At 70.5% G+C, this 14824-nt stretch carries 10 protein-coding genes; 3 read left to right on the top strand and 7 right to left on the bottom strand.

From position 1 onward, the window contains the following. Positions 1–384: 384 nt before the first annotated feature. Entirely contained in the window at positions 385–2676 is a 2292-nt protein-coding gene (locus tag BM430_RS21250; RefSeq protein ID WP_093569241.1) for an NADP-dependent malic enzyme, read from the bottom strand. Positions 2677–3051: 375 nt separating this feature from the next. On the opposite strand from BM430_RS21250, the gene mutS reads away from it, so the two are divergent. Further along, positions 3052–5703 carry a DNA mismatch repair protein MutS gene (gene mutS / locus BM430_RS21245; protein ID WP_244539599.1) on the top strand — a complete coding sequence of 884 codons (2652 nt, stop codon included), beginning with the start codon at positions 3052–3054 and terminating at the stop codon, positions 5701–5703. Between the two features lie 264 nt (positions 5704–5967). Here mutS and BM430_RS34140 read toward each other — a convergent pair whose 3' ends face one another. The 4 genes from BM430_RS34140 to BM430_RS21230 all read right to left on the bottom strand — a co-directional run bounded on the left by BM430_RS34140 (position 5968) and on the right by BM430_RS21230 (position 9748). Continuing rightward, entirely contained in the window at positions 5968–6210 is a 243-nt protein-coding gene (locus BM430_RS34140; protein WP_143132090.1) for a hypothetical protein, read from the bottom strand. A 527-nt stretch (positions 6211–6737) separates the two neighbouring features. After that, positions 6738–8120 carry a S8 family serine peptidase gene (locus BM430_RS21240; RefSeq protein ID WP_093569239.1) on the bottom strand — a complete coding sequence of 461 codons (1383 nt, stop codon included), beginning with the start codon at positions 8118–8120 and terminating at the stop codon, positions 6738–6740. Positions 8121–8291: 171 nt separating this feature from the next. Next, a complete protein-coding gene (locus BM430_RS21235) occupies positions 8292–8714 on the bottom strand; it encodes a response regulator (protein WP_093569238.1) in 423 nt (140 codons plus the stop codon). Next, positions 8711–9748 (bottom strand): PAS domain-containing protein, encoded by a 1038-nt coding sequence (locus BM430_RS21230; protein ID WP_280142286.1) that lies wholly within the window; start codon positions 9746–9748, stop codon positions 8711–8713. Before BM430_RS21230 ends, BM430_RS21235 begins: the two co-directional genes overlap by 4 nt. 334 nt (positions 9749–10082) lie before the next feature. On the opposite strand from BM430_RS21230, the gene BM430_RS21225 reads away from it, so the two are divergent. Together BM430_RS21225 and BM430_RS21220 are read left to right on the top strand one after the other, a co-directional pair. Next, positions 10083–11420 carry an AmpG family muropeptide MFS transporter gene (locus BM430_RS21225; protein ID WP_093569236.1) on the top strand — a complete coding sequence of 446 codons (1338 nt, stop codon included), beginning with the start codon at positions 10083–10085 and terminating at the stop codon, positions 11418–11420. 83 nt (positions 11421–11503) lie between these two features. Beyond that, positions 11504–12463: an EcsC family protein gene (locus BM430_RS21220; protein WP_093569235.1), complete on the top strand. Its 960-nt coding sequence runs from the start codon at positions 11504–11506 to the stop codon at positions 12461–12463. Between the two features lie 7 nt (positions 12464–12470). Here BM430_RS21220 and BM430_RS21215 read toward each other — a convergent pair whose 3' ends face one another. Together BM430_RS21215 and BM430_RS21210 are read right to left on the bottom strand one after the other, a co-directional pair. Further along, positions 12471–13847 carry a leucyl aminopeptidase family protein gene (locus BM430_RS21215; protein WP_244539596.1) on the bottom strand — a complete coding sequence of 459 codons (1377 nt, stop codon included), beginning with the start codon at positions 13845–13847 and terminating at the stop codon, positions 12471–12473. Between the two features lie 221 nt (positions 13848–14068). Further along, positions 14069–14770 carry a tRNA (guanine(46)-N(7))-methyltransferase TrmB gene (locus BM430_RS21210; RefSeq protein ID WP_093569233.1) on the bottom strand — a complete coding sequence of 234 codons (702 nt, stop codon included), beginning with the start codon at positions 14768–14770 and terminating at the stop codon, positions 14069–14071. Between the last annotated feature and the right edge of the window lie 54 nt (positions 14771–14824).

Raw genomic sequence — 14824 nt, 5'->3', positions numbered from 1 at the left:
CAGGCAGGCCGGTCGCGTCCCGCCGCCGCTTGAGGAGCGGCGGGACGCGACCTTCGGTGAGCAAGGAGCTGTAAGCACGGCCAAGGCCAGAGCAGGATGAGGGACCTGGGACCAGGACACTCCGCCACGTCATCGCGCGTCACAGCGCGTCGGGATGTTGGTAGCCTGGTTCTTCGCAAGGAACGCTTGTGCGCACCCCTTGGTGGCCCGCCGTCGTCCTCGTCGCATCAACCGCGGCGGCACGACGGCATCAGAGGCCGGATACATGACTGCTCCTGAACCGACTGGCTCAAACCGATGCTCACAAACCCTTGCGAAACGGGGGCCGTCCATACATGACGTGGAGAAGTGTCGAGGCGCGCTTCGGACTGACCGACGCCGGGCTCACCCGCCGATGTTGTACGCCGCCAGCGCCGCCATGTTGACGAGGTCGGAATCGGTCGCCCCGAGCGGGACGATCTGCACCGCCTTGTCGAGGCCGACGATCAGCGGCCCGAGCACCTGGGCGCCGCCGAGCTCCTGCAGCATCTTGGTGGCGATCGAGGCCGAGTGGAAGGCCGGCATCACCAGGACGTTGGCCGGCTGCTTGAGGCGGCTGAAGGGGTACTGGGCGAGCAGGTCCTTGTTCAGCGCCACGTCGGCGGCCATCTCGCCGTCATACTCGAAATCGACCCGCATCCCGTCGAGGATGCGCACCGCCTCTTGCACCTTCTCGGCGCGCTCGGCCTTGGGGAAGCCGAAGGTCGAGAACGACAGCATCGCCACCCGCGGCTCGTAGCCGAGGCGGCGCGCCACGCCCGCGGCCTCGATGGCGATGCCGGCGAGCTCCTCGGCGCTCGGCATCTCGTGGATCGCCGTGTCGGCGACCAGCACCACGCGGCCCTTCGCGAGGCAGAGCGAGATGCCGATCACCCGGTGGCCGGGCTTGTGGTCGATGACCCGGCGCACGTCCTCCAGCGCGATCGAGTAGTTGCGGGTCGTGCCGGTCACCATCGCGTCGGCGTCGCCGAGCGCCACCATCGAGGCGGCGAAGTGGTTGCGGTCCTGGTTGATCAGGCGCTGGCAGTCGCGGAACAGGTAGCCCTTGCGCTGCATCCGGGCGTAGAGGAACTGCGCGTAGACGCTGTTGCGGTGCGACTTCGCGGCGTTGTGGATCTCGATGTTGTCGCGGCCCGAGAGGTCGATGCCGGCGGCTTCGGCATTGGCCATCACCCGGTCCTCGCGGCCGACCAGGATCGCGGTGCCGAGGCCCTGGTTGACGAACGACACCGCGGCGCGGATCACCACCTCCTCCTCGCCCTCGGCGAAGACGACGCGCTTGGGGAACTTGCGCACCCGCTCGAACACCCGGTTGAGGGTGCCGGCGACGGGGTCGCGCCGCGCCGAGAGCTGGGCCCGGTAGCGGTCCATGTTGTCGATGGGCTTGCGGGCGACGCCGGTCTCCATCGCGGCCTTGGCGACGGCCGGCGGCACGGTGTGGATCAGGCGCGGATCGAACGGCACCGGGATGATGTATTCGCGCCCGAAGCGCGGCCGCGCGCCCTGGTAGGCTGCCGCGACCTCGTCCGGCACGTCCTCGCGGGCGAGCGCGGCGAGCGCCTGCGCCGCCGCGATCTTCATCTCCATGTTGATCGTGGTCGCGTGCACGTCGAGCGCGCCGCGGAAGATGTAGGGGAAGCCCAGAACGTTGTTGACCTGGTTCGGGTAGTCCGAGCGCCCGGTCGCCACGATGGCGTCGTCGCGGACCTGGCCCACTTCCTCGACGGTGATCTCCGGATCGGGGTTGGCCATCGCGAAGATGATCGGCTGCGGCGCCATCGAGGCGATCATCTCAGGGGTGAAGGCGCCCTTGACCGACAGGCCGAACACGATGTCGGCGCCGTCCATCGCCTCGGCGAGCGTGCGCTTCGAGGTCGCGACCGCGTGGGCCGACTTCCACTGGTTCATGCCCTCGGTGCGGCCCTGGAACACCACGCCCTTGGTGTCGCACAGGATCACGTTCTCGGAGCGGAAGCCGAGCGCCTTGACGAGCTCGATGCAGGCGATGCCCGCCGCGCCCGCGCCGTTGACGACGAGGCGGGCCTCGGAAATGTCGCGGCCCGTCAGGTGCAGGGCGTTGATGATGCCCGCCGCCGAGATGATCGCGGTGCCGTGCTGGTCGTCGTGGAAGACCGGGATGTCCATCAGTTCCCGCAGGCGCTCCTCGATGATGAAGCACTCGGGGGCCTTGATGTCCTCCAGGTTGATGCCGCCGAAGGTGGGCCCGAGGTAGCGCACGGCGTTGATGAACGCCTCGGCATCCTCCGTCCCGACCTCGAGGTCGAAGGAATCGATGTCGGCGAAGCGCTTGAACAGGACCGCCTTGCCCTCCATCACGGGCTTCGAGGCGAGCGCGCCGCGGTTGCCGAGGCCCAGGATCGCGGTGCCGTTCGAGATCACCGCCACGAGGTTGCCCTTGGCGGTGTAGTCGTAGGCGAGCGCCGGATCGTCGGCGATGGCGAGCACCGGCACGGCGACGCCGGGCGAGTAGGCGAGCGACAGGTCGCGCTGCGTCGCCATCGGCTTCGTCGCCACCACCTCCAGCTTGCCCGGGCGGCCGTGCTGGTGGAATTGCAGCGCCTCCTGGTCGGTGAAGGTCGGGCGCTTGCGGCGGGTGACGGGGCGGGACTCGCTCATGCCAAGCTCTTCTTTCGACGACGGTTCACGCTGACGGCGGGACCCGTCCCTTAGGGCCATGACTCGGTCGGCTCAAGCGGCGCTGCGGCGCTAACGAGCAGTCTGGCGCTCTTTTCAGCCGGGGACGGCCGTCCCCATCTTCCCCGCAATGCCGGTCTGGAGCCCGGCCGCCGGCCTCTGTTAGTCTGGCGGACCAGGATCGCCGCGGATCCGACGACAGCCTCAAGGTCACCGGCCCGAGATCTCATGACGATGGACAGCGACACCGGCCGCCTCCTGCGCGACGAGCCCTACGACCTCGCCGAGGCGGCGCCTCCGCCGCCCGCCCGCGGCCGGCGCGCCGCTCCCGCCGACGACGAGGCCAAGGTCTCGCCGATGATGGCGCAGTACATCGAGATCAAGGCGGCGAATCCCGACTCCCTGCTGTTCTACCGCATGGGAGACTTCTACGAGCTGTTCTTCGATGATGCCGAGATCGCCTCGCGGGCCCTCGGCATCGTGCTCACCCGCCGCGGCAAGCATGGCGGCGCCGACATCCCGATGTGCGGCGTGCCGGTGGAGCGCTCGGACGACTACCTCCAGCGCCTGATCGGGCTCGGCCACCGGGTCGCGGTCTGCGAGCAGACCGAGGATCCGGCCGAGGCCAAGAAGCGCGGGGCGAAGTCGGTGGTGCGGCGCGAGGTGGTGCGCCTCGTGACGCCGGGCACCATCACCGAGGACCGCCTGCTCGATCCCGGCCGGGCCAACGTGCTGCTCGCGCTCGCCCGCCGGCGCGCCTCGGATTCGGCCTGGGCCTACGGCCTCGCCGCCGTCGACATCTCGACCGGGCGGTTCTCCCTCGGCGAGGTCGAGGGCTCAGGCCTTGCCGCCGAGATCGCCCGGCTCGATCCGCGCGAGATCGTGATGGCCGACGCCATCCACCAGGATCCCGACCTCGCGCGCCTGTGGCGCGACACCCGCGCCGCCGTGACGCCGGTCGGCCGCGGCGACGTCGATCCGGCCTCCGCCGAGCGGGCCTTGAAGGAACAGTTCGGCGTCCAGACCCTCGACGGGTTCGGCAGCTTCAGCCGGGTCGAGATCGCGGCGGCGGGCGCGGTGCTCCACTACATCGCCCGCACCCAGCTCGGCGCCAAGGTCACCTTGAGCCCGCCGGCCCGCCAGGCGGCCGGCGCGAGCCTGATGATCGACGCGGCGACGCGCCAGAACCTCGAACTCACCCGCACGCTCTCGGGCGAGCGGGCCGGGAGCCTGCTCGCCGCCATCGACCGCACGGTGGGCGGGGCCGGCGCGCGGCTGCTCGCCGAGCGGCTCGCCGGTCCCTCGACCGACCTCGCGCTGATCCGGCGCCGGCACGACGCGGTCGCGTTCCTGGTGGGCGAAGGGGGCCTGCGGGCCGAGCTCCGGGCCGAGCTCGCCCGCGCGCCCGACATGGCCCGGGCGCTGACCCGGATCGGCCTCGGCCGCGCCGGTCCCCGCGACCTCGCGGCGCTCCGCGACGGGTTGCTCGCCGCCCGCAGCATCGCGACGGCGCTCGCCGGGGCCGGCGCGCTGCCGGGCGAGATCGGCAAGGCCGCCCGCATCCTCGCCGGGCTCGACGAGGGGCTCGCCGACGAGCTGGCCGGCGCGCTCGCCGACGACCTGCCGCTCCAGCGCCGCGATGGCGGCTTCGTGCGCGAGGGCTACCGGGCCGAACTCGACGAATCGCGCACGCTGCAGCGCGATTCGCGCCAGGTGGTGGCCGGGCTCCAGGCCCGCTACGCCTCCGAGACCAGCTGCCGGACGCTGCGGATCAAGCACAACAACCTGCTCGGCTACTACATCGAGGTGCCGCAGGCCTTCGGCGAGACCCTGCTCAAGGATCCCTGGCGCGCCACCTTCGTCCACCGCCAGACCATGGTGGACGCGATGCGCTTCACCAGCGTCGAGCTGGGCGAGCTGGAGACGAAGATCGCCAACGCCGCAGGCCGCGGCCTTTCCCTCGAACTCGAGATCTTCGAGACCCTGTCCAAGGCCGTGATGGCCGAATCCGATTCGATCGTCGCGGCGGCGAGCGCGCTCGCGGCGCTCGACGTGGCGGCGTCGCACGCGGAACTCGCCGTCGAACTGAACTGGACGAGGCCTGTCGTCGACGACAGCCTCGCCTTCCGGATCGAGGGCGGGCGCCACCCGGTCGTCGAGGCGGCCCTGACCCGTGCCGGCGAGGCCTTCATCGCCAATGCCTGCGACCTGTCGGGGACACAAGCCGGCCAGATCCTCCTCGTCACCGGCCCGAACATGGGCGGCAAGTCGACCTTCCTGCGCCAGAACGCGCTCATCGCCGTGCTCGCCCAGATGGGCGCCTACGTGCCGGCGGCCTCGGCCCATCTCGGCCTCGTCGACCGGCTCTTTTCGCGCGTCGGCGCCGCCGACGACCTGGCGCGCGGCCACTCGACCTTCATGGTCGAGATGGTCGAGACCGCCGCGATCCTCAACCAGGCGACCCGCCGCTCGCTCGTGGTGCTCGACGAGATCGGCCGCGGCACCGCGACCTTCGACGGCCTTTCGATCGCCTGGGCCTGCCTCGAGCACCTGCACGGCGCCAATGGCTGCCGGGCCCTGTTCGCGACGCATTTCCACGAGCTGACCGCGCTGGCGCAACGCCTCGACCGCCTCTCCAACGCCACCCTCAAGGTGACCGAGTGGAAGGGCGACGTTGTGTTCCTGCACGAGGTGGTGCCCGGCGCCGCCGACCGCTCCTACGGCCTCCAGGTCGCGCGGCTGGCCGGCCTGCCGGCTCCGGTCATCGCGCGCGCCAAGGCCCTGCTCGCCGAGCTGGAGCGGGGGGAGGGCGGTTCCGGCCGGCGGAAAGCCCCCGCCGAGTTGCCGCTCTTCTCCGCGATGCCAGCCGCCCCGCCGCCGGCCCCGGTGGTGGTGGAGACGCCCGACCCGGTCGGCCTGCTACTCGATGGGATCGACCCGGATTCGTTGAGTCCGCGGGAGGCGTTGGACGCGCTCTACCGGCTCAAGGCGGCGCGCAGGGAGGGGTGAGATCCCGGTCCCATGATGCGCTCGGCCGCGCTACGGCCGGGCGACAAGTCAGTCATAGCACAGCCATTGATCGTGCCGTATCGCTCATCGTGAGCCGGCGTTCGGTGGTTCACCAACATCTGCGAGTCGGTTCGATTTGGGCGAGCAATGTCTCCAACCCACAGCCGCATCCTGAGGTGCCTACGAAATGGGCACCTCAGGATGCGGCTGTGGGTTGGAAGGAATGATTTGCGGTGATCACATTCATATAAGTCACATAAGCTCTCACTGTGGCACTTTCTCATCCATTTCCGGCAATTGAAATGTTGTCTGCGGACGAACCGCCTCGACGCCTGCAACCGACTTGAAGGCGCCGATCAGGCCACTGTCGCTTGTCCCAACTATTGTGCGAAAGCGCGGAATCGTTTCCTGAACGTGCAAACCCTTTGCTTCGAGAGACTTGGCGACACTCTCTATATCGGCGCGCTTGTCTTTTTCAACCATGATGACCATTCCAATTTCGGCCATAGTGTTTCCCCATCTTGACAAGTTTCACACGTATATAAGCGTAATGTCGGGTGATTCGATCCCGTGCGCAAGCCGCTACGGGGACACAGGTTCGCTTTGTCCGCTGCTATCATGTGCGTTGGCCGGGGATGCGGACGCAGGTCGTGATCACCGCGCCATGCCGGCAGCGCACGGAGGTGGGCCCCTCGGCATCGCCGGTTATCATTCACCGAAATGGTTGCGGTTCGGCTACGAGGGTGAGGGCACCGCAGGACGCGAGGCGGCGTCGCACGACGGTTCCGCTCGAGTCGCCCGGCACCCTCGCTCCAGGCTCGTACGAACTCGTCTGTCCATGGAGCGTAAAAGGGTCTTTGGAGAATTCGTCTCGCGAAACCGTACCGCAAGCCCACGCGTGGGAAGCCGGAGGTTCCACACGCGTGGGCGAAGCCGACTTCCGCGTTGTGCGAGCGATCCGATAAGATCGGCGGAAGCACTCAGTCGGAAATCGGAGGCCTCCCGATGCGAGTTTGTTCTACGGAGCCGCGCGATCAGACACCCGCGCCCTGGGGGCACTGAACGAGACCGTTGCCATAGTCTCGCGCCGGACCGATCTCACGAGCCGCGTCGGTCAGCGCCTTCCACAGGCGTGGCCCGCGCAGGGATGGGTCCATGCTCGCGAAAAGGGCGGCGACGCCGGCCACGTGCGGGCAGGCCATGCTGGTGCCCTGCAGCACGCGCGACAGCCGGGGCCGGGGGAAGGACGAGTAGACCGACACGCCCGGACCGGCGATGTCGATCGTTGTCCCGTCCTCGTTCACCGCACCGCAGGAGAACGGCGCTACCTTCAACTTCGGATCGGCCGCCCCGACCGCCATGATAGAGGGCGAGTTGGCCGGCGCACCGATCGGAGCGATGTAGCCGTAATCGCGCCCGCTCTCGTTGCCGGCCGCCGCAATGATCAGGCAATCTTCGTTGAGGGCTGCGAGACCTGCTTCCTCGTAGAGCGGGTCGTGAGGCTCGTCCGGCCGCGTCGGCCGGCCGAGGGACATCGAGATGACAGCGCATTTCTGGTCGATCGCCCAGTTCATGGCTCGGATGATGTCGCCCTCGGTCCCGACTCCGCGGTCGTCGAGAACCTTGCCGATGTAAAGTTCGACGTCCGGTGCGACGCCGTAGCGCCGGCCGATCTTCGATGCGGCCGGTCCGGCCAGCGTACCGGCCGTGTGTGTGCCGTGCCCCTGGATGTCCTGCACCGACCCGTCCGGCACGAAGCTCCGGCTGACGACCTTGCGGTCCTTGAAGTCGGGATGGTCGAGGTCGAGGCCCGTATCGAGAACCGCGACTCGTACCTTCTTGCCTCGATAGGGCGTGAGATCAGCGCCAATGGCCTGAAGCCCCCAGGTGAGCCGGTCGGTGTCGGCGAAGGCCGCCACTCCCGCAGCGGTCACGGCCGTGCCCGGGCTCCCCGCATCGCGACAGCCGCTTGTCAAGGGAAAGCCGCTGGCCAGGATCGCGAGCCCCTCCCGCACCCACGCGGCATAGCGTTGTTCGAGTTCACTGATGGCGAAGAAATAGAATTCCGGCCGTACGATCACGCCTCCCTCTGCCTGGAGGCTGGCGACCTGTGCGCCGACATCTTGCTGCGGCTGGATGATCGCGACCTTGAACCGGTCGACCACGATGCCGCCCTCCGGCGCGTTCGGACTCGGAGCCGGAAGCGCGGCGTCCCCGGCTTCGCGCACGTCCAGCGTTCGGATTCCGGTCCGATTCGCGATGAGCGCCTGCGCTTGCGACGCTTCGATGTCGCGGGCGAACTTCACGATGTAGCGACCCGTAACCTGCGGCCGCGGCGGCTCCGGAAAATTGTTTTGCGAAATCATGATGCCGTCTCTTGTGCCGATAATTCGGCGGCATTTGCTATCACGACGCATTTATTTTTATCAACAGAGTTTTTTAAGCAGTATTTCACTATAATTTGTCTTAATAAATTTGTTAGATCGATGCTGAATAAACATTGACTTGCGTATAAAAACTTCACGATTGATCATATTCGTTGAGTATTGGAAAATTAATATTCTTTAAACGTTGTATCAGTGTTCGACCTAAGATGTCGGCGCCAGCACCACCCCGTCCGGCGCCTCCGCCGGCGCCCCGCCGTGATACCGCCCCGCCACGTAGGCGAGCGCCGCCCGGATCACCCGCTCCGAATAGGGCTTGGCGATGATCCCGGCCGCTCCCGCGAAATCCGGCGGCACGCGCTTGGCGTTGGCGGTGGTGAACAGCACCGTGGTGCCCGCCCGCGCGCTCAGGGCCTGGGCCACCGCGACGCCGGTCGGGCCGTCGGCGAGGTGGATGTCGACGAGGGCGATGTCGGGGGAGAGGTCGCGGGCGAGCGCGATCGCCTCGCCCGAGCGGGTCGCGACGCCGACCGGGACGTAGCCGGCCTCCTCCAGGAGGCATTCGAGTTCGAGGGCGATGAACGCCTCGTCCTCGACGATCAGGACCCGCAGGCCGCCCGCACTCAATGCCCGCCGCCCAGCGGGAGGATCACGTGGGCGCGGGTGCCGGGCTCCAGGTCCTCGACGGTGAGGCTGCCGCGCAGCTGGCGCACCAGCATGCCGACGAGGTCGCGGCCGAAACCCTCGGGGTTGTCGGGTTGGCTCCCCAAGCCGACGCCGTCGTCGCGGACTTCGAGGATCAGGCGCTCGCCCTCCGCCCGCGCCGTGATGGCGACGTGGCCGCTCCGGCCGCCCGGGAAGCCGTGCCGGACCGCGTTGACGGCGAGCTCGTGCACCAGGAGCGCCAGGGGCGCGGCCATCGAGGCCGGCACCGCCACCGCCGCGACGTCGACCGTGAGGGCGATGCGGTCCGGGTCGAGCCCGGCTTCGAGGTCGGCGGCGAAATCGGCGGCGAAGTCGCGCAGGTCGAACCGGGCGACGTCGCTCACCGCGTAGAGCAGGCGATGGGCGGTGGCGAGCGCGCCGATCCGGTCGGCCATGCTGCGCAGCACGTCGCGGCAGGCCGGGTCGCGGGCGCGGCGCGCCTTGAGCAGCACGAGGGAGGAGATGACCTGGAGGTTGTTCTTCACCCGGTGGTCGACCTCGTGCAGCAGGGCGGTCTGCTGGTCGAGGGCGGTCTGGAGCGCCCGGTTGCGCGCCTCGAGGTCGTGGGCGAGGCCGTCCTTCTCCCGCGACAGCGCCCGCTCGGCCTGGCGGGTCCGGGTGACGTCGGTGAGCACCGCGAAGTAGGAGCGCAGGGCGCCGGTCTCGTCCCGCACCGGGGTGAGGGTCATGTCGTTCCAGAACGGATGCCCGTCCTTGCGGTAGTTCAGGAGATCGACCCGCACGGGCTCGCCCCGGGCCACCGCGTCCCGCACCAGGTCGATCACCGTGGGGTCGGTGTCGGGGCCCTGCAGGAAGCGGCAGTTGCGGCCGATCACCTCGTCGGCCGCGTAGCCGGTCAGCCGGCAGAAGGCGTCGTTGGCGAACACGATCGGGTTGTCGGGCAGCGCCGGGTCGGTCATCACCATCGGCGTCGCGCTGGCGCGGAAGGCGGCCAGGAAGGGCGCATCCGCGGAGGATGCATCTCGGGACGACGCGCCCCGAAGAGACGACTCGTCCCCGCGCGTCGTCCTCGTCCCGGCCTGCCTCGGAGCGTCCAAACCGATCATCCGCAACCCGCCCGTCCGCGGCTCGGCTCCGCCGGGACGATCCGCGGCGGAGCGGGACCGTGGCCCCATCCGACTCAGCGAACCCGCGACCCGGGGCGGGGTTCCCGATGGTTACGTAAGCTGCGGTGGACGCAATGTTAATTCTTCATCCATCATGATCCCGCCCACATGCTGGGGTCGACTCCGCGGCGGTGGCCGCAGGCCGAAGAGGACGACGATCGCGATGACCAAGACGGCCGGGAGAGAGGGCACGGGCTGGCTCGCCCGCACCCGCGCCACCCTGCGGGATGTGGCGGCGGACCGGCGGATGGCCCTGATGCTGGTGCTCGGCTTCGGCGCCGGGCTGCCGATCCTGCTCGTCTTCGCCACCCTGTCGGCCTGGCTGCGCAGCGCCGGCATCGAGCGTTCCAGCATCGGGCTCCTCAGCTACGTCTCGCTCGCCTACACGCTGAAGTTCCTCTGGGCCCCGGTGATCGACCGGATCGACCTGCCGGTGCTGTCGCGGCTCCTCGGCCGGCGCCGGGCCTGGATGCTGGTGTCGCAACTCGCGGTGGCGGCGGGCCTGATCGCGATGAGCCGGGGCGATCCGGCGGCCGACCTCGGCTACACGGTGCTCTGCGCCCTCGTCATCGCCTTCGCGTCGGCGACGCAGGACATCGTGGTCGATGGCTGGCGCATCGATTCCGCCCCGACCGAGCGGCAAGGCATGATGCTGGCCTCCTACCAGCTCGGCTACAGCCTCGCCCGCATCTGCGCCGGCGCGGGCGCCCTGTTCGTCGCCGACGCCTTCGGCTGGGCGCCGGCCTACGGCAGCATGGCGCTCCTGATGGGGCTCGCCGTGGCCGGCACGCTCGCGGCGCCGAAGGTGCCGGGGCGGGATCCCGGGCCGCGGCGCGGCTGGCGCCACGGCCTGCGCGAGGCGGTGGTCGATCCCTTCGCGGATCTCATGCGCCGCAAGGGCTCGGGGCTGGTGCTGATCCTGGCGCTCATCACCGTCTACCGCCTGCCCGACATCGTCTCGGGCATCATGGCGAACCCGCTCTACATCGACATGAAGTTTTCCCTGTCGGAGATCGCCACGGTCTCGAAGGTCTACGGCGTCTGGGTCGGCATCGCCGGGGCCTTCGCGGGGGGCATCGCGGTGAGCCGGCTCGGCCTCTACCCGGCGCTCCTGATCGGCGGCATCGCGGCCTCGGCCTCGAACCTGATGTTCGCCTGGCTGGCGCTGGCCGGCCACGACCTGCCGCTGCTCGTCGCCAGCATCAGCATCGACAACTTCGCCGGCGCCTTCGCCGGGACGGCGCTCATCGCCTACATGTCGAGCCTGACCTCGCCGGCCTTCGCGGCGACGCAGTACGCGCTGCTCTCCTCGCTCTACGCCCTGCCGGGCAAGTTCGTCGGCGGCTTGTCGGGCTTCGCCGTCGAGTCGCTCGGCTACCCGACCTTCTTCGTCATGACCGCGGCCGTCGGCATCCCGGTGACCGTGCTGTGCCTGGGCCTGCGGATGCTGCCCGGGGAGGTGGGGCCGGCGCCTTCGGAGGAACTGCCGGCCCGGGCCTGACGGGCTCGGCGGCGCCCCTTGCGGAACCCGCCCCCGGCGCCCCAGCTTTAATCCCGAGCCTGTCTGTCCGTGAGGGAGCGCCCGTGTCCGAGATCGTCGCCGTCGAGCCCGCCCCGTCCCCCGTCCCGGTCGGGACGCCGGAGCCCTTGAGCGCCGAGGACCGCGCGGCCTTGCGCCGGGCGGTCGCGTCCCTGGAGCGCCCGAGCCTCGCCGGCCGGCTCTCGTCCATGGCCGGCGCCCCCCTCGACCTGATCACCCGCGCCCTGCCGACCCCCGTCGTCGACGCGGTCGGCCACGCCACCGAGACGGCGATGCGCGGCGCCCTGCACGTGGCGCTCGCGACCCTGCCGAAGGCGGCCGACACCTCCTCCGAGGGAGCTTTGGCGCCGCTCGGCCCGGACCTCTCGCCGTCCTGGCGCGCCAAGGCGATGGAACTCCTGGAGCGCTTTCCCCCCGGCGACCGCGGCCACAAGGCGCTGGCGGCGGTCTCGGGCGCCATCGGGGGGGCCTTCGGCCTCTCGACGCTCGCGGTCGAGCTGCCGCTCTCCACCACCCTGATGCTGCGCTCGATCGCCGAGATCGCCCAGCGCGAGGGCGAGGATCTGGGCGATCCGGAGGCCGCGCTCGCCTGCATGCAGGTCTTCGCCCTCGGCGGCCGCGGCGCGACGCAAGCCGACGCGGCGACCGGGACCGCCGCCGAGAGCGGCTACTTCGCGGTGCGCGGCGCCCTCGCCAAGGCGATGTCGGAGGCGGCCCGCTACGCCGCCGGCCGCGGCCTCCTCGACGAGAGCGCCCCGGCGCTGATGCGCTTCGCCGGCCAGGTCGGCGCCCGCTTCGGGGGCGTGGTGTCGCAGAAGCTCGCCGCCCAGGCGGTGCCGGTGCTCGGTGCCCTCGGGGGCGCGGCCGTCAACACCGCCTTCATGGACCATTTCCAGGCGATCGCCCGCGGCCACTTCACCGTGCGGCGGCTGGAGCGCCGCTACGGCAAGGCGGTGGTGCGGGAGGCCTACGAGGCGGAGCGGGCGGCACTCGGTACGGCGTAGGCGCGGCCTATTCTCGCGCGCCGTAGCGGCTCTTGAGCAGGGCGTAGACGAGGCGCGCGGTCTGCACCTCGCCGCCCTCCGGCCGGCCGGGCTTCGTGCTCGGGTTCCAGCCGTAGAGGTCGAGATGGACATGGGCCTTCGCCGCCGGCGCGAAGCGGCGCAGGAACAAGGCCGCCGTCACCGCCCCGGCGAAGGGGCCGCCCGAGACGTTGTTGAGGTCGGCGATCTTCGAATCGAGCAGGGCGGCGTAGGGCGCCCAGAGCGGCATGCGCCAGACCGGATCGTGGACGGCGAGACCCGTGGCGGTCAGTTCGGCCGCCAGCGCGTCGTCCTCGGTGAACAGGGCCGGCAGGTCGGGGCCGAGCGCGACCCGGGCCGCGCCCGTGAGCGTCGCGAAGTCGAAGACCAGCTCGGGCTCTTCCTCGTCGGCGAGGCTGAGCGCGTCGGCGAGGATCAGCCGCCCCTCCGCGTCGGTGTTGCCGATCTCGACGGTCAGACCGCGCCGGCTCGCCAGGACGTCGCCGGGGCGGAAGGCGTCGCCGGCGATGGCGTTCTCGACCGTCGGGACCAGCACCCGCAGGCGGATCGGGAGCCCGGCCCCCATCACCATCTCGGCGGCGGCGAGTGCCACGGCGGCGCCGGCCATGTCCTTCTTCATCAGAAGCATCGCGGCCGAGGGCTTGATGTCGAGGCCGCCGGTATCGAACACCACGCCCTTGCCGACGAGGGTGACGCGCGGCGCCTCGGCGTCGCCCCAGGTCAGGTCGATCAGGCGCGGCGCCCGCGGCGAGGCCCGGCCGACCGCCGCGATGAGCGGGAAACCCTGCTCCAGCGCCTCGCCGGAGATCACGTTGACGGACGCGCCGAAGCGCTCGGAGAGGGCACGCGCCGCCGCCTCGATCTCCGCCGGGCCGAGGTCGTTCGCCGGCGTGTTGACGAGGTCCCGGCCCGCCGCCACCGCATCGGCGATGCGGTCGATCTCGGCGGCGTCCACGCCGTCGGGCGCCACCAGCCGGGCCTTCACGGCCGGCCGCTCGCGGTAGCGGCCGAAGCGATAGCCGGCGAGCCGCCAGGCCAGCGCCGCGAGGGCCGGATCGCCGGGGGGATTCTCGAGACGGTAGGTGCCCTCGGGCAGGGCATCGGGGAGGCGCCCGACCGCGAAGGGATCGGCCCGGCCGGCTGCCTCGACCCCGAACAGCACCAGGGCCAGCGCCCCGTCCGGCCCCGGCAGCAGGGCGGTCCGGCCGGGCTTGGCCTCGAACCCGGACGCCGTCGCGAAGGCCGCGGCCAGCGGCGGCAGCGCGGCCGCCACGGCCGGCCATCCGGCGGCGTCGACGCAGCGGATCGGGATGGCGTCCTCGGTCGCGGGCAGGAGCGTGGTCACGCGGGGCATCCCCTCCATCGAAAGGCCGGAGGGGGAGCCAAGACGCGGCGCTTGTCAATGCTCGGGCCGCCACTGCCCGGGGGCGTGAAGCAGGCCGTCGCAGGACCGCCCTGGCGTGGTCCCGCCGCCCCTCAGCAGAGCTGCACAGGGCGGCTCTGCTGAGCTTCTTGTTTCCGCATCGTTTTCGTCGCCGAACCAGTGACCACTTCGGCGAATGCTGCCTAGACCCGCTCGAAGGTCAGGTAGGTGGGCCGTCGCCCCTCCGCCGTGGTCTTGGCCTCGTAGCGGGTGCCGGGCCATTCCGGCCAGGGCGTGGTCCAGTCGGCGCTGCGGGTCGCGGTCCAGCGCAGGTCGAGGCAATTCGCGGCGCGCACCAGGGTCCAGCCGGCGTAGTCGTCGATGTCCGAGGCGAAGCGGAACTCGCCGCCGGGCACGAGCACCCGGGCGATCTCGCGCAAGGACTCGTCCGAGACGAAGCGGCGCTTGCGCTGCCGGCGCTTCGGCCAGGGATCGGGATAGAGCAGGAACACCCGCCCGATGCTGGCATCGGGCAGCCGCGGCAGCAGCTCCATCGCGTCCCGGTCCCACAGCCGGACGGTGTCGATCGCCTCGTCGTCGAGGGTGCGCAGGAGCTTCACCACGCCGTTGACGAAGGGCTCGCAGCCGATGATGCCGGTGCCCGGATTGAGCCGGGCCTGGGCCGCGAGGTGCTCGCCGCCGCCGAAGCCGATCTCGAGCCAGGTCTTCGCGACCGGGCGGGGGAAGAGGGCGGAGGGATCGAGGGCGCCGCTCTCGGGCAGGCGCAGGCGGGGCAGGAGGGCGGCGAGGCGCTCCTCCTGGCCGGGACGCAGGCGCTTGCCCTTGCGCCGGCCGTAGAAGGCGCGGGCCCGCTCAGGCGCCGCGTCGGTGTCGTGGTCGTCCATGGTATCCCGGTGCCGAAAGGGGCGTGTGGACGCCCCGATAAAGCATTTTCCGAC

The sequence above is a fragment of the Methylobacterium sp. 174MFSha1.1 genome, from assembly GCF_900116815.1.
In the GTDB taxonomy this organism is placed as follows: domain Bacteria; phylum Pseudomonadota; class Alphaproteobacteria; order Rhizobiales; family Beijerinckiaceae; genus Methylobacterium.
This window is presented reverse-complemented; position numbering and strand designations above follow the sequence as displayed.

Bases quoted from the DNA above. Each gene is read 5' to 3' on its own strand.
- BM430_RS34140 (WP_143132090.1), bottom strand. From the start codon at position 6,210: ATGGCCGAAATTGGAATGGTCATCATGGTTGAAAAAGACAAGCGCGCC.
- BM430_RS21225 (WP_093569236.1), top strand. From the start codon at position 10,083: ATGACCAAGACGGCCGGGAGAGAGGGCACGGGCTGGCTCGCCCGCACC.
- BM430_RS21240 (WP_093569239.1), bottom strand. From the start codon at position 8,120: ATGCGTCGTGATAGCAAATGCCGCCGAATTATCGGCACAAGAGACGGC.
- BM430_RS21250 (WP_093569241.1), bottom strand. From the start codon at position 2,676: ATGAGCGAGTCCCGCCCCGTCACCCGCCGCAAGCGCCCGACCTTCACC.
- mutS (WP_244539599.1), top strand. From the start codon at position 3,052: ATGATGGCGCAGTACATCGAGATCAAGGCGGCGAATCCCGACTCCCTG.
- BM430_RS21210 (WP_093569233.1), bottom strand. From the start codon at position 14,770: ATGGACGACCACGACACCGACGCGGCGCCTGAGCGGGCCCGCGCCTTC.